This window comes from Mesoterricola silvestris (genome assembly GCF_030295405.1).
Lineage (GTDB): Bacteria > Acidobacteriota > Holophagae > Holophagales > Holophagaceae > Mesoterricola > Mesoterricola silvestris.
Window position 1 is genome coordinate 3,695,963 of sequence record NZ_AP027080.1, and the last position, 17,682, is coordinate 3,713,644.

At 73.5% G+C, this 17,682-nt stretch carries 16 protein-coding genes; 4 read left to right on the forward strand and 12 right to left on the reverse strand.

Annotated elements, in window-relative coordinates:
- Positions 1–11 precede the first annotated feature (11 nt).
- Complete coding sequence (ptsG, locus tag R2J76_RS15960) at positions 12–1,691, forward strand: PTS glucose transporter subunit IIBC (RefSeq protein ID WP_316412630.1); 1,680 nt, start codon at positions 12–14, stop codon at positions 1,689–1,691.
- On the opposite strand, the gene R2J76_RS15965 is transcribed toward ptsG, so the two are convergent.
- From R2J76_RS15965 to R2J76_RS15985, 5 genes are read right to left on the reverse strand one after another with little or no spacing between them, the layout of a single operon-like run.
- A complete protein-coding gene (locus R2J76_RS15965) occupies positions 1,669–3,603 on the reverse strand; it encodes a serine/threonine-protein kinase (protein ID WP_316412631.1) in 1,935 nt (644 codons plus the stop codon). The genes ptsG and R2J76_RS15965 overlap by 23 nt on opposite strands.
- The gene (locus R2J76_RS15970) at positions 3,603–4,598 is read right to left on the reverse strand and encodes an AAA family ATPase (RefSeq protein WP_316412632.1); all 996 of its coding nucleotides are present in this window, start codon (positions 4,596–4,598) and stop codon (positions 3,603–3,605) included. Before R2J76_RS15970 ends, R2J76_RS15965 begins: the two co-directional genes overlap by 1 nt.
- 14 nt (positions 4,599–4,612) lie before the next feature.
- Entirely contained in the window at positions 4,613–6,721 is a 2,109-nt protein-coding gene (locus R2J76_RS15975) for a transglutaminase-like domain-containing protein (RefSeq protein ID WP_316412633.1), read from the reverse strand.
- Positions 6,718–7,962 (reverse strand): DUF58 domain-containing protein, encoded by a 1,245-nt coding sequence (locus R2J76_RS15980; RefSeq protein ID WP_316412634.1) that lies wholly within the window; start codon positions 7,960–7,962, stop codon positions 6,718–6,720. Before R2J76_RS15980 ends, R2J76_RS15975 begins: the two co-directional genes overlap by 4 nt.
- 17 nt (positions 7,963–7,979) lie before the next feature.
- Positions 7,980–8,495: a rhodanese-like domain-containing protein gene (locus R2J76_RS15985; protein WP_316412635.1), complete on the reverse strand. Its 516-nt coding sequence runs from the start codon at positions 8,493–8,495 to the stop codon at positions 7,980–7,982.
- Positions 8,496–8,636: 141 nt separating this feature from the next.
- On the opposite strand from R2J76_RS15985, the gene R2J76_RS15990 reads away from it, so the two are divergent.
- Both R2J76_RS15990 and R2J76_RS15995 read left to right on the forward strand, forming a co-directional pair.
- On the forward strand, positions 8,637–9,182 hold the full coding sequence (locus R2J76_RS15990) for a hypothetical protein (RefSeq protein ID WP_316412636.1): 546 nt from the start codon (positions 8,637–8,639) through the stop codon (positions 9,180–9,182).
- Positions 9,179–10,438, forward strand: coding sequence for a YhjD/YihY/BrkB family envelope integrity protein (locus R2J76_RS15995; RefSeq protein ID WP_316412637.1), 1,260 nt, complete (start codon positions 9,179–9,181; stop codon positions 10,436–10,438). Before R2J76_RS15990 ends, R2J76_RS15995 begins: the two co-directional genes overlap by 4 nt.
- 249 nt (positions 10,439–10,687) lie before the next feature.
- Here R2J76_RS15995 and R2J76_RS16000 read toward each other — a convergent pair whose 3' ends face one another.
- Genes R2J76_RS16000 through R2J76_RS16015 form a run of 4 tightly spaced genes read right to left on the reverse strand, consistent with a single transcriptional unit; the run spans position 10,688 to position 13,701 of the window.
- Positions 10,688–11,692 (reverse strand): RluA family pseudouridine synthase, encoded by a 1,005-nt coding sequence (locus tag R2J76_RS16000; RefSeq protein ID WP_316412638.1) that lies wholly within the window; start codon positions 11,690–11,692, stop codon positions 10,688–10,690.
- Positions 11,689–12,486 (reverse strand): prolipoprotein diacylglyceryl transferase, encoded by a 798-nt coding sequence (locus R2J76_RS16005; RefSeq protein ID WP_316412639.1) that lies wholly within the window; start codon positions 12,484–12,486, stop codon positions 11,689–11,691. The genes R2J76_RS16000 and R2J76_RS16005 overlap by 4 nt, the downstream gene beginning before the upstream one ends.
- 1 nt (position 12,487) lies before the next feature.
- Positions 12,488–12,928: a hypothetical protein gene (locus tag R2J76_RS16010; protein WP_316412640.1), complete on the reverse strand. Its 441-nt coding sequence runs from the start codon at positions 12,926–12,928 to the stop codon at positions 12,488–12,490.
- 50 nt (positions 12,929–12,978) lie between these two features.
- Positions 12,979–13,701 (reverse strand): hypothetical protein, encoded by a 723-nt coding sequence (locus R2J76_RS16015; RefSeq protein WP_316412641.1) that lies wholly within the window; start codon positions 13,699–13,701, stop codon positions 12,979–12,981.
- A 602-nt stretch (positions 13,702–14,303) separates the two neighbouring features.
- Here R2J76_RS16015 and R2J76_RS16020 point away from each other — a divergent pair.
- Entirely contained in the window at positions 14,304–14,972 is a 669-nt protein-coding gene (locus tag R2J76_RS16020) for a hypothetical protein (RefSeq protein WP_316412642.1), read from the forward strand.
- Here R2J76_RS16020 and R2J76_RS16025 read toward each other — a convergent pair.
- The 3 genes from R2J76_RS16025 to R2J76_RS16035 are packed head-to-tail and all read right to left on the reverse strand — an operon-like array spanning position 14,873 to position 17,668.
- Positions 14,873–15,964, reverse strand: coding sequence for a protein-glutamate methylesterase/protein-glutamine glutaminase (locus tag R2J76_RS16025; RefSeq protein ID WP_316412643.1), 1,092 nt, complete (start codon positions 15,962–15,964; stop codon positions 14,873–14,875). The genes R2J76_RS16020 and R2J76_RS16025 overlap by 100 nt on opposite strands.
- A 5-nt stretch (positions 15,965–15,969) precedes the next feature.
- Positions 15,970–16,818, reverse strand: a complete 849-nt coding sequence (locus R2J76_RS16030; protein ID WP_316412644.1) for an HDOD domain-containing protein — start codon at positions 16,816–16,818, stop codon at positions 15,970–15,972.
- Between the two features lies 1 nt (position 16,819).
- Positions 16,820–17,668, reverse strand: a complete 849-nt coding sequence (locus tag R2J76_RS16035; protein WP_316412645.1) for an HDOD domain-containing protein — start codon at positions 17,666–17,668, stop codon at positions 16,820–16,822.
- Positions 17,669–17,682: the final 14 nt, after the last annotated feature.

The window sequence follows — 17,682 nt, forward strand, 5'->3', positions numbered from 1 at the left end:
GGAGCCCGGCCATGAACCTCAATCCGTTCCAGTTCCTCCAGAAGGTGGGCAAGGCCCTGATGCTGCCGGTGGCCGTGCTCCCCGTGGCGGGGTTGCTGCTGGGCATCGGCGCGGCCAACTTCGCCCTCATCCCGGCCACGGCCTCCAGCATCATGAAGGCCTCCGGGGACGTCATCTTCGGGAGCCTGCCGCTCATCTTCGCCGTCGGCGTGGCCCTGGGCTTCACGGACGACGACGGCGTTTCGGCGGTGGCCGCGGCCATCGGCTTCCTGGTGATGACGGCCACCCTGGGCGTCATGGCCGGCGTCTTCCACGTGCCCCCGAAGCTGGTCATGGGCATCCCCTCCATGCAGACCGGGGTCTTCGGGGGCATCCTGGCCGGGGGCCTCGCGGCCTTCATGTTCAACCGCTTCTACCGCATCTCCCTGCCGGACTACCTGGGGTTCTTCGGCGGCAAGCGGTTCGTGCCCATCATCACCGCGCTGGGGGCCATCCTCCTGGGCGTCCTGCTCTCGGTCATCTGGCCCCCGGTGCAGGGCGGCATCGACGCCTTCTCCCGGTGGGCGGCGGTGGGCAGCCCCCGCACCGCGGCCACCATCTACGGCTTCGTGGAGCGGCTCCTGCTCCCCTTCGGGCTCCACCACATCTGGAACGTCCCCTTCTTCTTCGAGATGGGCAGCTACACGGACGCCGCCGGCAAGGTGGTCAGCGGCGACATCAACCGCTTCTTCGCGGGGGACCCCACGGCGGGGATCCTATCGGGGGCCTTCCTCTTCAAGATGTTCGGCCTGCCCGGGGCGGCCATCGCCATCTGGCACACGGCCCGGCCCGAGAACCGCGTGAAGGTGGGCGGCATCATGGTCTCCGCGGCCCTCACCTCCTTCCTCACGGGCATCACCGAACCCATCGAGTTCGCCTTCATGTTCGTGGCGCCGGCCCTCTACGCCGTCCACGCGGTGCTGGCCGCCTCCACCCAGTTCCTGGCCAACACCCTGGGCATCCACATGGGCTTCACCTTCTCCCAGGGGGGCATCGACTTCCTGATGTTCAACGCCCTGGGCCGCTTCGCCCAGCGGTGGTGGCTGGTGCTCCTGGTGGGGCCGGCCTACGGACTGCTCTACTACGGCATCTTCCGCTGGGTGATCCTGCGCTTCGATCTGCGCACCCCGGGGCGCGAAACCGAGGAGGGCGCAGCCCAGGTCCGCGGGGGGGGCACCGGAAGCGACCTGGTGGCGGCCTTCGGCGGCGCCGGCAACATCGCGAGCCTCGACGCCTGCATCACCCGGCTCCGGGTGGCGGTGCGGGACGCTGCCCGGGTGGACGACGCCCGGCTCAAGGCCCTGGGCGCCTCCGCCGTGCTCCACATCGGCAACGGCGTCCAGGCCATCTTCGGCCCCCGCTCGGAGAACCTGAAGACGGACATGGAGATCCACCTCCGGGGCGGCGCCCCCCCGGACCGGGCCCAGCGGATCCTGGCGGCCCTCAAGGGCCGAAGCAACGTTCTGGCCCTGGAGGCGGTGGCCGCCACGCGCCTGCGGGTGCGCCTGGCGGACCCGCGCCTGGACGCGGCGGCCCTGGAGGCCGCCGGCGTGATGGCGGTCATGGACCTGCCCGGGGGGGAGCGGGATCTCATCGTTGGCAAGGAGGCGGAAGAGCTGGGCCGGGCCCTCAGTTCCCCAGGATCCCCTTGAGCTGCTCCTCGGCGCTCTGCGCCGAGAGGGTGCTCCCTTCCAGTGAGCGGATCTGCTGCTGGGACAGGTCGATGCGGGGGCCGAAGGCCCGGTGGTGGAAGCGCCTGCAGAATTCCCGCACCGTGGCGTCCCGGTCCGGGCCGGGCGGCACCTGGAAGCGGCACAGCACCGTGCCCTGGGGGCTGTCCAGGCCCCCCTGGAGGCCGCCCCCGGCGATGGCCTCCACCGTCACCCGGAAGCCGGCGGGGTCCCGGGTGAAGCGGGGGGAGGAGGCCAGGAGCCCGGCGGCCTCCCGGGCCAGGGGGCCCACGGCCTGGATGTGGCAGGGAAGGCTCACCCCCAGGCGCCGCAGTTCGCCCCCGTCCCGCTGCAGCACGCCCGTGAGGGAGACCAGGGCCCCGGCCCGGTCGCCCCGCAGGGTCTGGGCCTTGGCCCGCAGGGCCAGCAGCTGGGTGTGGAGCACGGCGTATTCCGCGGGCAGCGCCGGTTCCGCGGCGCCCAGGGCCTCCAGGGCCCCCCGGGCGTCGCCCCGCTCCAGCCGCGCGGCGCCCAGGGCCAGGAGCAGGAAGCCCCGCTCCCGCTCGGCCATGGGCCCGGTGCGGCCCAGGAGCCGCCCGGCCTCGGCTTCCGCCACCCCGGGGCCGGCGATGCGCGGCAGGAGCACCTCGCCGCCGGGCAGTTCCGCCACGGCCTGGGGCGCCAGCACGCGCAGGGAGTGGCCCAGGCGGTCCGGGTTGGCCATGAGGAGGGTGCCGGCCCGGCGCCGCGCCAGGGCGGCTTCCACGGCGTGGCCGGCCATGCGCGCCAGGATGCCGGGGCGGCGCTTCCAGGGCGCGTAGCTCAGTTCCTCCCCGTCCCGGGCCAGGGCGTCCAGGAGGGCCTGGTACAGGAAGACCTGGGTGCCCGCCTCCCGCTGGCCGTCCCGGGCCGAGCCCGTGGCGTGCCGGTCGGGGCGCTCCCGCACGCGCCTGGCCACGGCCAGGGCCTCGTCGGTGGCCCCGCAGTACAGCAGGAGCCCGCCCGTGAGGATCTGGCGGGTGCTCCAGTGGGTTTCCGCGGCCAGGGGCCGGGAATGGAAGGCCCACTGGTGCATGCGCTTCACGGCGTCCATGGCTTCGGGGAGCCGCTGCTCCTCCAGGTAGAGGCCGGCCAGGTCGCCCCAGGGGTTGGTGACGGTGCCGGCCTGGAAGTGATCCGCGGCCTCCAGCAGGAGCTGCTCGGCCCGCGCCGTCTGGCCCAGGTGCCAGGCCCCGTCGGCGGCGTTGCGGATCAGGGTGCAGTCCCGGTCCTTGCCCGCGGCCTTCTCCAGGTCGTAGATCCGCATCTGGGTGGCGAAGGCCGCCTCGGGCCGGTCCGATTCGGCCTCCATGGCGGCCAGGGTGTTGAGGGCGTTGGCCACGTCCTTGGGGTCGCCCCCGGCCACGGCCTCGTCGATCTTGAGGCGGGCCTCGCGGTCGCGGCCCAGCTTCATGAGGGGCCAGGCGTGGTCCACGGGGCGCTTCTTCACGAACAGGCGGTCGTGGACGTCCAGGGTCCTGAGCGCGTCCTGGTAGCGCTCCATGCGGTACTGGGTGGAGGCCTGGAAGCCCAGCACGGAGCTGTAGTAGCCCGTGGGCGTCCCGGGGCCCCAGGCGCCGCCGTAGGCGCGCTCCAGCAGCTCCCGGGACCGGGTGAAGTAGTACAGGGCCCGGGGCAGGTCCCCGTCGGTGGAAAGGCACACCATGCCGATGACCTCGCAGGCCAGCCAGGAGTCCGGATGCCGGGCCAGGTAGGCCTTGGCGGCCTCCCGGGCCTCCAGGGGGTGGTGGTCCCGGTCCAGCATTTCGGCGAAGCGGGCCTCCTCCGGGGCGGGCCGGAACGGCGCGGCGAAGGCCGCGCACGCCACCAGGACCGCCGCCAGGGCGCGGAGCATCAGGCCCTCCCCCGCAGCGTGGCCCGGCTCAGGGCCTCCATGGGCTCCGCCAGGCAGGCCCGCACCACCTCGGCGGGGGAGGGCGCCCCGGGGCCCAGCTCCATGCGGTGCCCGAAGACCAGCGGCGCCAGCCACGCCACGTCCTCCCCGGAGACGAAGTCCCGGCCGCGCAGGGCCGCGGCGGCCTTGAGGGCGGGCACCAGGAGCACCAGGCTGCGGGTGGAGACCCCCTGCACCACCTGGGGGTGGCCGCGCAGGGCCCGGGCCAGGTCCACCAGGCAGTGGTTCACCGGTTCGGCCACGAAGACCCCCGTCTCCACCTGGGCGCGGGCCTCCAGGAGCTCGGCGCGGGTGACGGGGGGCCCCCCGGGTTCGGCCCGGCGCGCCAGGCGCGTGGCGAGCACCTGCAGTTCGGCCTCCCGGGAGATGTGGTCCATGCGGATCTTGAAGAGGAAGCGGTCCAGTTGGGGCAGCGGCAGGGGGTAGGTGCCCGCCACGTCCCGGGGGTTCTGGGTGGCGATGACGAAGAAGAGCTCGTCCAGGGGCCGGGTGACGTTGTCCACCGTCACCTGCTTCTCGGCCATGGCCTCCAGCATCGCGGCCTGCACCTTGGGGGAGGTGCGGTTGATCTCGTCGGCCAGCACCACGTGGGCGAAGAGCGGCCCAGGACGGAACGCGAAGTCGCCGGTGCCCGGTTCGAAGACCGAGACGCCGGTGATGTCCGAAGGCAGCAGGTCGGGGGTGAACTGGATGCGCCGGAAGGGCGGCAGATCCCGGCCCTCGCCGTCCTCCAGGGCCTCGCCCAGGGCCTTGGCCAGGGTCGTCTTGCCCGAGCCCGGATAGTCCTCCAGGAGCACGTGGCCGTCGGCCAGGAGCGCCACCATGACCAGGTCCACCACCTCGTCCCGGCCCAGCACCTGGAAGCGCATCCGCTCCCCCAGGCGGGCCAGGACGGACCGGGCGCGATCGAGGCCTTCGGGATCGGTGGGGAGCATGGCGGCTCCTTTCATCAGTGGACCCGGGCCCAGGCCAGGGGGTTCAGGAAGGAGAGGACGCGCAGGGCGGGGTGGGCGCCGGCGCGGAACTGGGATCGGGCCTCCCGGGCCAGGCGCAGGCAGTCCCGGGCCGGGGGCGTCCCCGGGGCTCCCAGGGCCCAGCGCAGGTGGAGGGCCGTGAGAGCGGCGAAGGCGGGGCTGCCCGCGCGGGCCGCGAAGGCCTCCCGGGATTCCCCCCGGGCGCGGGCGAGACCGTGGGCGCTGGCGGCGTCCAGGGCGGCCCGGTAGGCCAGGCGGGGCGCCTGGGCGGGGCCGCAGAGGGCGGGGGCGAAGCGTCGCCAGAGCTTCACGGCGTAGGCCGCGGGCAGGGCCAGCGCCGCGGCGGCGCCCAGGAGCAGGGCCAGGATCCGGGCCACGGCCGCGGGTTCGAAGGGGGGCCGGTCCAGGCCGGGAGGGGGCGGCGGCGGGGGCTTCTCGGACAGGGCCATCTCCCCCAGCATCTGCTGGAGGTCCTTGTCCGGGGCCTGCTGGGGCATCACTTCGCTGCGGGCCGGGGTGATGTCCAGGGGCGTCCAGCCGTAGCCCTGGAGGCGCACTTCGGGCCAGGCGTGGGCGTTGGAGGCCCGCAGCAGGAGGGAGGCGCCGCCGAAGCGGAAGGAGGGGTCGGCCGCGTAGCCCGCGGCCACCCGGGCCGGGACGCCCGCGGCGCGGTAGAGGAGGCAGGCCGCGTGGGCCAGGTAGACGCAGTGCCCCCGCAGGTCCCCGAAGAGGAAATCGGCCAGGGGGTCGGGGCTGGCCCCGTGGGTGGTGTCCAGGCTGTAGGTGGCGTTGGCGTCCAGCCACAGCTTGATGGCCAGGGCCCGGGCGAAGCGGTCCTCCCGGAACTCCGGGCGCAACGTCTCCAGGATCCGGCCGGCCAATTGCCCGTAGCGGGGATCCCCGGGCCCCTCGGTGTAGTGGGCGAAGGTGGCGGCGTCCCAGGCGGGGTCCCCCACGGGGGTGCCCACCAGGTCCTTGGGGTGGATGGCGCAGACCCGGGAGACCACGTCGTAGGCCTGGAAGAACCGCTTGGGATCGGGGTTCCCCGCCTCCCGGAAGGACACGGGGCCCACCAGGCCGAAGGGCCTGGCGTGGGCGGCCATGACGGCCACGGTGGTGCGCACCTCCCGGCCCCGCAGCGTGGAATCGGGGGCCGCGCCCAGGGCCGGGAGGTCGGTGTCGTAGCGCCCTCCCGCGTCCTGCACGACCCGGAGGCCGTTGAAGGCGCTGAAGGCGGTCTCGCGGAAGTAGAACGCGCCCAGGGGGGGCGTGAAGTCGTTGTGGAACACCACCACCGCCAGGGGCGCGTCGGAGGGCTGTTCGGACTGGTTCTCGAAGCTGTCCGGCGGCGCCTGGCCCTTCCCGGAACTGGAGCCGGAGCCGGAGCCGCCGTCCTCCTGGGGCTTGCCGTCCCCCAGCACCCGGTGGAGTTCCGTGATCTGCTTGAGGTGGCGCTGGGGCAGCGCCAGGAAGATCGCCGCCAGGGCCGCCACCACCATGGCCGTGCCCGCCAGCCCCCGGCGCCCGGAATCCGCGCCCACAAGCACCAGGGCCAGCAGCGCCGCCAGGGCCAGGCCCAGCAGCAGGAACCACGGCAGGGGGTCCATCCCCCGGCCCCACAGGGGATCCACCAGGAAGTAGGGCCGGTTGAGGAAGCCCTCCCGGTGGGCCGCGAAGAGCGACGCGAAGAGCCCCCCCAGCAGGGTGAGCCCCGCGATCCTCCAGGCGGGATGGCGCCGCGCCAGGGCCTCCTGGGCGCCCACCAGGGCCAGGGGCAGGGCCAGGGCGGGAAGGCACTCGGCGAGGGCGTACACGGCCCGGGGCCCCAGGAGCCGGGCCGGGCCGGGCCACCGGGACAGGAGGGCCGAGAGCAGGAGGGCGCCCCCGGCGCAGGCCAGGGGCGGCAGCGGCAGGGCCCAGGTGCGCAGGCGGCTCGCGGCCAGGCGGGGCCCCGCGAGGACGCCCAGCAGCGCCCCCAGCGCCGACGCGGCGATCCCCGCGGGCAGCGTGTAGCGCCCCGCGGCCAGGGCCACCACGGCCATCCAGAGGGCGGCGTGGACGGCGGTCCAGAGGCGCGGCCTCACGCGGCCCTCCCGGCGCGCTTGCGCAGGTAGGCCTCGGGGTGGTCCAGCACGTCGCCGCTGCGGATGTCCACCAGGGTCGCCCCCGTGGGGGGCGCGGCGATGCGGCCCAGCAGGTCCAGCACCTCCTCCGGGGCGGCCCCGTCCTCAGGCTCCGGGCGCAGGAAGGCCCGGCGCCACGGAGAGGGGGCGGGCTCCCGCCAGCCGTCCAGGGCGAAGACGGCCTGGACCCGCAGGGGCGCCGTGGCCAGGGCGGCCTGGACCGGCGCCGTCCAGGGCCCGTCCCGGCCGGGGAGGAGGAGGATGCAGGCGCCGAACCCGTCCCGCCGGGCCCGCTCCAGGAAGGCCGCGAACCCCCCTGCCCCGCCCGAGGATCCGGACCGGGCCAGGGCCTCCCGGGCGCCCTCCAGGTCCTCGGCGTCCTCGGCCCCGTCGGCCCCGAAGCGCCAGCCCGGCCCCAGCAGGCCCCGCTCCAGGAGGGTGCGCGCCAGGCGCGCCGGGGGCTCGTCCCAGGGATGGGCGGGGAGGTAGGCGCAGACCCGGGGCGCGGGTTCCACGGCCCGCTCGGGAATGCGCACGAAGGCCTTGCGGGTGCGGGCGTAGACCTTCCAGAGGATCATGCGCAGGGGGTCGCCGTGGCCGTACTTGCGGATATCCACGCGATCGCCCTGGGGCTCGCCCCGGGGATCGGTCTGGTCCTCCCCCCGCACCAGCCCGCTCAGCACGGCGCCGGGGTCCAGGGCCGCGCGCCGGGGCAGGATCCGGGCCGGGGTGGGCGCCTGGGCGCGCCAGCCGGTCTCGGTGAGGCCGAGGATATCGCCCACCCGCACGGTGCGCGTCACCGAGGGGACCAGGGCCCGCCGTCCCGGCAGCACGTGCTCCTGGCCCGAGGGCAGGCGCAGATCGGCCCGCAGGTCCCCGGGGGCCTCCCAGGCCACCCGCACCCGCAGGAAGGGCAGCCACCGGGACAGGGGCACCCGGTAGCCCGTGGGACTCCAGGTGCCGCATTCCAGCGCCAGGCTCCCCGGCCCGCCCCCGGCGCGCCGGCGCAGCACCAGGGCCGCGGCCAGGGTGGCCAGGCCCAGGCCCGCCACCAGGACCGCGGCCAGGACGCTGGCGGCGAGGAGCACCAGGTCCAGCCGGCCCACGCCCTGGAACCAGAAGGCGGCCCCCGCGAGGCCCAGGAGGGCCCACCCCGCGAAGGTGACGGGAAAGGCCTCCCTGAGCGCCGCCAGCGGCTTCATCCTCCGTTCCTTCCCGGTCAGCGGTGGCCGCTCACCGAAACCGGCAGGTTCCCGGCGCGCCAGGCCCGCATGCCGCCCCGCAGGACCCGCACCCAGGTGTAGCCGCAGGACGCAAGGACATCGGCCGCCAGGTGGGAGACCCGGTCATCGTAGTCCACCAGCACCACCAGCTGGCGCTTGTCCTTGGCGATCTCGGCCAGGGCCTTGGGGAGATGGTTGAAGGGCAGGTTGAAGGCGCCCCGGATATGACCCGACGAACCGTTGAAATCCTCAGGCCTCCGCAGGTCCACCACCACCGGCGGGTCCCCGTGCAGGACCTGCTCCAGTTCGATGGGCCGGAACACCTCCTTGTGGCGGGCCCGCCGCCAGCTCTTGAAGTCCGGCCATTTGAGGATCAGGATCGCCAGCAGGGCCACCAAGCCGCCAGCCAATGGATACGCCACTTCGGGCCGCGAAACCCAGCCTGCGAAGCCGCCCGGCCCGGCCAGGACGGCGGGCGTGAAGGCCTGGAGCAGGGCATGGGAATCAAACATGGTTCGCCTCCGGTGCTGGTTTCTGCCTACCCTGGAGGTGCCGCCATGTCGAGGAGCCCTCCAGGAGCGGAATCCAGGCCATTATATACACGTGGGATGATCGAACCGATGCAAGAAGCCGCAATGTCACTGGGAAAAGGAATGCTTTTCGCCGCCGTCGCGCTGATGGCCGCCTGCGGCGGGGGCCGGGACCCCCGGCAGTTGGTGGTGGAGCCCGAGGCCCCCGCCGTGCTGGTGGGCGAGACCCTGGCCCTTACCGCCCGCGCCCCGGGCGACGGGGCCGCGGACGCGGAGTGGGAGGTGCAGGAGCCCTACGGGGGCGGCCTCCTCCACAGCCAGGGCTCCCGGGTCACCTACGTGCCTCCCGAGGCCGCCGGCACCTACCACCTGGTGCTGCGGACCCCGGGCCACAAGCAGACCGTGGAGGTCCAGGTGCTGCCCAGCCCCGCGCTGGAGCCCCTCTCGCCGCGCATCGCCCCGGGGTCCTCCGTCACCTTCCGGGTCCGCATGCGCGGCCTCCCCCGGGACACCGCGGTGTGGACCGTGGCCGAGGCGGAGGGCGGCGAGATCACCGCCGACGGCCGGTACACGGCCCCCCGCAGGCCGGGGGTCTACCACGTCACCGCCACCTCCACCTCGGACCCCTCGGCCTCGGCCCGCGCCACGGTCACCGTGGGAGCCGATTGAGGCCGCCCATGGGGGAGCGCCGGACCCGCATCGCGGACCTGGCCCACCACGGCTGGGAGACGGCCCTGGAGGCCCTGGCGGGCTTCCGCGCCAACGCGGACCTGCGCCAGGCCTCCAGCCTCGCCTTCTACAGCCTGCTGGCCCTGATCCCCGCCCTGCTCCTCCTCACCTACCTCCTGGGCCTGATCATCGGCAGTTCCGCCGCGGCCCACCAGCGGGTCACGGACTACCTGGCCCGCATGGTGCCGGACCAGGCCGAGCGGGTCCTGCAGGACGTGGCCGGCCTCACGCGCCATCCCGGCACCGCGGGCTGGCTCAACCTCCTGGTGCTGGCCTGGTCCGTGTCGCCGCTGGTCTCGGCCCTGCGGGAGATCGTCCGGGGCATCTACAAGGAGCGGGAGACCCGCTCCCTGTGGCTGGTCAAGCTCATGGACCTGGCGGGGGGCGTGGCCTCCCTCACGGCCCTGGCGGCCCTGGCGGGGGCGGGGGTCTTCCTGCACTTCCTCAACGCTTCCTTCCTGGGCGCCCGCACCGTGTCCCCGGGCCTCGTCCTGCCCTTCGCGGTGAGCACGGCCCTGGTCATGGGCCTGGTGTCGTTCTACGCCCCCCGGGACGCCCGGCGCGGCCACCTGCTGGCCGGGGCCCTCACCACCACGGTGCTGTGGTTCCTGCTGCGCCCCGCCTTCACCTGGTTCCTCGCCGTGGACCCCACCTACGGCGTGGCCTTCGGTTCGTTCAAGTCCCTCTTCCTCATCGTCATCTGGATCTACGTGTCCATGGCGACCCTGCTCCTGGGCGTGGAGGTGGCCGCGGCCTGCCATCGAGGGGACGCCGTGGCCATCAAGCGGCTCATGGAGGGCCGGGCCCGCCGCGGCTATCCCGGCCACCGGCGCCTGATCCTGGACGCCCCCGGGGGCCACGCCTTCTTCCGGGAGGGCGAGCCCGGCGGGGAGATGTTCTACGTCCTTTCGGGTTCCGTGCGGATCCTCAAGGGGGACCGGGAGATCGCCCGCATCGGCCCGGGCAGCTTCCTGGGGGAGATGACCTTCCTCCTGGGCCTGGACCGCTCCGCCACGGCGATTGCCGCCGAGCCCTGCCAGTGCGTGGTGATCCACGCCCGCAACTTCGCGCAGCTCCTCCGGGAATACCCCGATACGGTGCGGGTGATGCTGGTGGGCATGGCCACGCGCCTGCGCGCGACCAGCGAGAAGTCCGCCGGGAACCCCACGGCGGAGGACGTGGCGGCGCTCAGCTAGGAGCCTGTCCAAGTAATATTCGGCCCCGCGATGGTGGCACCGGCCATGGCAAGACAAGGCCCGCGAGGAGAGCGATTAGGTTAATCGTTCGACGAGCGGAACGCGGGATTGCCGTGGCCGCTGCCACCACCGGAGGCGGCGTCTGGAGGCCCGCCTATCGTGCGCAAGTCCCTTGAAAATATGACCTATATTTCCCGCGGGCCTTGCGCTCGATAATCGGGCCTCCAGACGCCGTCGCGGGGCCGAATATTACTTGGACAGGCTCCTAGGCGTGGCGATGCCCAGCAGCCCGAGGACCGCGGCGAAGGCCTCCGGCACCGGCGCCTTCAGGTCCAGCCGCCTTCCGTCCGCGGGGTGGTCCAGGGACAGCTTCCAGGCGTGGAGCATGGGGTGGGGGCAGGCGAAGTGGCGCTTGTCGGCGTCGAGCCACGCGCTGGCGCCGCCGTACACGGGGTCGCCCAGGATGGGCGCGCCCACGTGGGAGAGGTGCAGGCGGATCTGGTGGGTCCGGCCCGTGAGCAGTTCGCACTCCACCAGGGCGAGGCCGCAGGCCTTGGCCAGGACCTTCACCCGGGTCTGGCTGGGGCGGCCCGCGGCGTTGACGGTCATCTTGAGGCGGTCCACCCGGTGCCGGGCGATGGGCTCGTCCACCAGGAGGCTGCCCACGTCGGGGAGCTTGCGGCTCATGCGCACCACCGCCAGGTAGCGCTTCTCCACGGAGCGTTCCTTGAACTGGGCCTGCAGGGCGGCCTGGGTGGGCTGGTCCTTGGCCATGGCCAGGCAGCCCGTGGTGTACCGGTCCAGGCGGTGCACGAGGCCGGGCCACAGCGGCGCGGGGATCTCGTCCTCGCCCTCCTCGGGCAGTTCCTCCACGGGCGCCACGGCCGCGCGCAGGCGCCCCAGGAGCGCGTTCAGGACGGTGCCGCCGGCGTGGCCCGGGCCGGGGTGCACCACCATGCCCGCGGGCTTGTCGATGATCCAGAGGTGCTCGTCCTCGAAGAGGGTGGGCAGGTCGATGGCCTCGGGCTCCAGGAGGAGCGCTGGGGGGACCAGGTCGGGCAGGACGGTCTCCACCGTGGCGCCGCTGCGCACCCGGGTGCCGCCCTTGGTTACCACCACGCCGTTGACGGTGACGTTGCCGGCCCGCACCCAGGCGTCCCACCTGGAACGGGCGATCTCGGGGTGGTTCTCCGTGAGGAACCGGTCCAGGCGCGGCGCGCCGGCGGGAAGGAAGTGGGAGACGGGACCGCTCATGACGCCACCTCGGCCCGGGGGGCCCTCGCGTACCAGAACCACAGGAAGGCGCCGAAGGCCACGAAGGCAAGCGCCGTGAGCCGGCCGGTGGAAAGCCAGGGGATCCCCAGGAGGAAGCCCCGGTCCAGGTCGGCGCGCCAGATCTCGGTCACGATGCGCCCCACCCCTTCCAGCATGAAGTAGAGGGCCCCCACCTGCCCCGCGAAGCGCCGGCGCCGCCCCGCCAGGAGCAGCACGCCCAGGACCAGGGCGTTGGCGGCCAGGGTGTAGAGCTGCACCGGGTGCAGCGGCACGTTCAGGGGCGTTCCCGAAAGCCAGTGGGCGTCGCCGTTCGTGAAGGTCACGGCCCAGGGGAGGTGGCATTCGGTGCCGTAGCAGCAGCCCGCGGAGAAGCACCCCATGCGGCCGATGGCCTGGCCCAGGGCCACCGCGGGGGTGAGGGCGTCCAGGGTCCCCGCCAGGGGCAGCTTGAGCTTGCGCATGCGCCAGAAGAACACCGCGAGCCCGCCGATGACGCCCCCGTGGATGGCGCCCCCCGCCCTGAGGTAGCCCAGGTCGAAGATCTGCGCCGCGGGCACGCCGCTGAAGAGATCCACGATGATCATGAGGAGCTTGGCGCCGATGATCCCGCCCAGCAGGAGCCAGATGGCCAGGTCCGCGATGGCGTCGCCGGAGATGCCGTCCCGGCGCCCCAGGTGCTTGGCCAGGGCCAGGGCAAGGAAGAACCCGATGGTGAGGATGAGCCCGTAGGTGCCCACGGGAAAACTGCCTATCTTGAAGAGGATCGGATGCATCTTAGTCCTTGGGCAGGGGCCGGAGCCGGGCCGGGGGGAGGTCCAGGGCCGCGATGTCGAAACTGAGGATCTCCCCGTAGGGCCGCAGGAGCGGCATGAGGCGGTCCGTGATGGCGGGCCTGAACCCCGCGTAGAATTCCTGGGCCAGCGGGGCCCGGGACCGGCCCCGCACGTGGAACTCCCGCACGGGCCCCTGGCGCACCTCCTCCAGGACGGCGCCTTCCAGGTGCTGGTCCAGGACGGCCATCACCCGCGACCGCACCTCCCCGGGCAGGGGCCCGTGGTCCACCGGCCCCTGGGGAAGGGCCGCGAGCCTGCGCAGGTGCACCACCGCCGGAACGGAGGCGGCCACCACCAGGACCCCCAGGACCAGGGCGGACCGCCCCCAGCGGCGTTCGCGGCGACGGTCGGATTCCGGTGGGGGGCTTTCCAGGGAGGGCATGGGTTTCCTAGGAACGAATGAACTAACAGCATGCCATCAAACGCATCCGTTCAGCCCAGGACCTGCAGGCTGGACCCGGCCGCGAGGCTCCGGATCGTCGGAACGGGCCCGGGCCCGAGGCCCTGGATCCGGAGATCCACCGGCATCCCCAGGGCCCTCAGCTCCTCCTCCATCCCGGCCTGGGCCGCCACCAGCGCCTCCGGGTGCTGGGCCCACACGCGCACCCGGAGCCCGCCGGCCCCCTTGGCGACGCCCAGGCGGGTCTCCCCCAGGCGGGAGAAATTCAGCCCCAGGAGCACCCGGGTGGAGGCCGACTCCGGATTCCCCCTTCCCTTCCCCCCGCCGTCGGACTCCACCCACATCTGCAGGGGCGCCTGGGCCGCCCAGGGCAGCGGAAGCTCGTAGAAGGCGGTTCCCTCCCGGGCCTGGGCCGCGTGGAAGGGCGCCTCCCGGGGCGAGATGGACGGATCCGACAGGGCCCTGACGCTCTCCTTGATCCAGGACTCCCAGGCTTCCGGCGCGGCGGCCGGGCTCTCCGGGGCCCGCCCCGGCCCGCGCAGCGCCTGGGACACCGCGTCCAGCATCCCCTGGGGCAGGTCCGCCCTCTTCGCCAGGCCCGTCAGCACGCGCGCCGTGGCCTCCTGGGCCGCCGGTTCAGGGCCGCCGCCCCGCACCTGGGCGCGCAGGGCCAGTACCTGGGATTCGGGAAGGTCCCGCAGCGCCGCCCGCAGGGCCTCCTGGGATCCGGGCGCCCGGGCCTGCACCAGGGCCACCAGATCCCGCACCGCCGGGGCGACGGCTGGATCCAGGGAGGGGGCCGGGGCGGCGGTGGACGCGGATTCCGGCGCGGACGGAGGGGGCGTGGCCGGGGGACCCCCGGGCTGCCCGGAAACCGGTCCGGGGGTTGGCCCGGCGGGTTGGGCCGCCGGGGCCGGGGAGGGTTGTGCGGTGGGCGGCCCCAGGGGTTGGGGGTTGGCCGGATCCGGCGTTTGGGCTGCCGGCTGTCCGAGGGATGGGGGGGTCGACGGCACGGTCGTTTGGCCCATAGGCTGCTCGATAGGCTGTTCGACTGGTAGGCCAACGGGTTGTCCGGCAGGTTGCCCCGTGGACGGCGCCGCGGGTTGACCCGCCTGTGGGGCCACCGCTTGCGCCGCGGGCTGCGCCGTGGGTCGCCCAACGGGCTGCGCCGTGGGTTGCCCATCGGGTTGCCCCGTCGGCTGGGCTGCCGGTTGGGGCGAGGAGGCTGCCGTGGCGGGTGCCGCAGGGGCTGCCGAGGGCGGGGCCGACCCTTGTCCGGCTGTCTGTCCCAGGCCCGGCTCCGGGGGGGAACCGGCGGGGGACCCAGGCGCCGGTGTGGCCGTCGGGAGGGTTGGCGGTGGGGTGGTCTGGGCGGTGGATGCGGGGCCGGGGCGGGGCCGGGGGCCGGGGCGGGGGCCGGGGGGGTCGGGGCCGCCGGGCCGGCCTGGGCGGGGGCCTGACCCGCCGGCGTGGCGGGCGGCTCCGCGGGCGGGGCGCCGCCCAGGAGGCGGAAGAGCTGCACCAGGGGCTCCAGCCCGGGGGCGGGCTCGGGCTGGGTGAGGCGGGCCTGGAGGAGCTGGGCCTCCCCCTGGAGGAGGGGGGCCAGGATGGCGGGGGGGGCGGGGGGCTGGGCCTGGAGGGTCTGGAGGCGGAGGGTTCCGCCGTCGGAGGCGGCCACCCGCACCAGGAGCCGGGTTCCGTCGGGGAAGGGGAAATCGCCCTGGGCGGTGAGGGTCTGGCCGGAGGGCAGCGTGAACTGGAGGCCGGCGCTGGTTCTGCCCTGGAACAGCAGGTTCACGTCCTGGCCCAGGAGGGCGTTGAGGACCGCCTGGGGGGCCGCGGGGAGTTCGGGCAGGGGCTGGGAGGCCTGGACGGCGTTCAGGAAGGCGGTGACGGCGCTCTGGACGGGGTCCATGGCCCGGCTCCTCAGATCTGGAAGTGCCTGCGCAGGATCCCGGCCATGTCCTGCAGGGGGGCCACCTGGTCCACGCAGCCCTTCTCGAAGGCCGCCCGGGGCATGCCGTAGACCACGCAGGACTCCTCGGCCTCGGCCAGGGTGTGGGCGCCCTTGGCCTTGAGGGACACCATGCCCCGGGCCCCGTCGCTGCCCATTCCCGTGAGGATCATGGCGAACACCTGGCGGGTGCAGGTGTCGGCGATGCTCTGGAAGAGCACGTCCACGCTGGGGCGGTGGAGGCTGGAGGCGGGCTCGGCGCTCAGCTCGATGGTGCCCCCCAGGCCCCGCTGGCGGTAGAGCATGTGGTGGCCGCCGGGGGCGATGTACACCACCCCGGGGCGCGCGGTCTCGCCGTGCTCGGCCTCCTTGACCTCCACCTGGCAGAGGCCGTTGAGGCGCTCGGCGAAGGCCCGGGTGAAGGTGCCGGGCATGTGCTGGACGATGAGGCAGGGGACGGGAAGGGTCCGGGGGATGCCGGGCAGCAGGTCCTGGAGGGCCTTGGGGCCGCCGGTGGAGCACCCGATGGTCAGCAGTTCGGCCATGGGGCCGGTGATGCCCCCCACCCTGCCCAGGTGGGCCGGAGGGGCGGCGGGCGCGGCGGGGGCGGGCGCGAGGCCGGGGCGCGGCGGGGCCGGAACGGGGGGCCGGGCCTTCTGGAAGCGGGGGCTCCGGGCCAGCTTGCGCACCTTCTCCTGCAGGTCCTGCTGGATCTGAAGGATGCTCGAACTGGCGAGGCTGCTTTCCTTGGGGATGAAATCCAGGGCGCCCAGGGCCAGGGCGTCCAGGGTGGCGGCGGCGCCCTCCTGGGTGAGGCTGGAGACCATGAGCACGGCCCGGGGCATCTCCGCCATGATCCGCTTGAGGCAGCCCAGGCCGTCCAGGCGCGGCATCTCCACGTCCAGGGTGACGATGTCGGGGTTGAGCTGGGGGATCTTCTCCAGGGCGTCCAGGCCGTCCCGGGCGGAGCCCACCACGGCGATGTCCGGGGCCTGGAGCATGCGCTCCAGGGCCTTGCGCATGAAGGGGCTGTCGTCCACGATCAGGACGCGGATGGGGTCCATGGCGATCAATCCTGGAAGGCGAGTTTCACGAAATTCACGGCGTGCTCCAGTTCATCGTCGATGCTGAAGGTGAGGCGCTCGGCGTCGAAGTCGCCGCCGCCGAAGACGACGGGGTAGGCGGGCTGCTCCTCCAGGGAGAACATCAGGGTCTCGTCGGCGGGCCCGTTGGGGATGCGGGTGCGCACCAGGAGGTCGGCGATCTGCACCAGGGCCGGGAGGAAATCCGTGAGGTGGTCCTGGTGGTGGTCCCGGATGGCCGCGACCATGGCCGCGGGGAAGCTCCAGTGCTCGGCCACCATGGCCCCCACCTCCGCGTGGGTGATGCCCAGGTTCCCGAACTCCGCGTCCAGGCAGGCGTCGCCCTGCTCGATGGCCTGGACCACGGGGGCGTATTCCTCCGTGAAGCAGCGGTCCAGGGCGATCTTGCCAATGTCGTGCAGGAGCCCCGCCAGGTAGGCGGACTCGTCCATGTGGTTCATCTTGATGAGCCGGCAGATGCCCTTGGACACCAGGCCCACCGCCACGGAATGCTGCCAGAGGCGGAAGGGGTCCAGGTGGTTGGAGCCCCGGAAGCTCCGGATGATGGCGGCGGTGCGGCCCAGGTTCAGCAGGGCCTCGAAGCCCAGGCGCATGACGGCGGTGCGCAGGTCCATGACGCGCTGGTCGCCGGCGTACATGACCGAATTGGCCAGGCGCAGCATGGTGGCCGAAAGGGCCGGGTCCTTGGCCAGGATGTTCAGGATCCGGTCCACGCTGCACCGGTCGTCCGCCACGGCCTGCCCCAGGGAGACCACCGTGGTGGGGAGGCTGGGCAGGGTCCTGACCCGGGTGCGGACGAGATCGGAGGTGATCATTTCAGAAGTCCCGGATGAGGTTCTTGTCGGTCTCGAGGGCCTCCACCACCTGGAGCTGGTAGCCCTCCAGGTCCCCGGGGGCGACGTTGAGGAGCTCCAGGGCCTGCTGGGTGCTGCGGGCCAGGGACTCGGGGCGGCCGAGCCCCACCTTGCGGTCCATGGCCATCTGGTTGCCCAGGGCCACGAAGGCGGTGAGGGCCTGGTCCTCGGCGGGGGCGTGGCCGGGATCGTGGTGCCAGCGCACGGCGTGGACCATGCTCGCCGGGAGGTTCCAGGAGATCAGGAGGGCCTCGCCCACCATGGTGTGGTCGAAGCCGAAGAGGTCCAGTTCCGATTCCAGGCAGTCGGCGTCGCCGTTGTAGATGCTGCGCACCAGGGCCGAGTACCGGTCGATGAACTTGATGCCCATGACGGACTTGCCGATGTCGTGCATGAGGCCGCCCAGGAAGACCTCCTCCACCCGGGGGCTCCGGAAGGCCTTGGCGTAGGCCCGGCCCGCCATGGCGGTGACCAAGGCGTGCTCCCAGAGCACCCGCTCCTGGAGGCCGGTGCCTCCGCGGCTGTAGAGGTTCTTGGCGCTGGAGGCGATGACGACGCTCTTGATGGTGGAGAAGCCCAGGGTCATGATCGCCTGGGTGAGGGTCTTGACCTCGCGGACCATGCCGAACATGGCGGAGTTGGCGATCTTCAGGATCTGGGAGGTGAGGGCCGAGTCGGAGGAGATGACCCGCCGGAGCTCGTCCGTGGTGGAATCCGGATCCGCGGCCAGGCGCAGAACCTGCGCGGCCACCTGCGGAAGCGGGGGCAGGTCGCCGAGGTTCGAGATCAGTTCCTGGGGTGTGATGGGCATCTGGGTGAACCCTC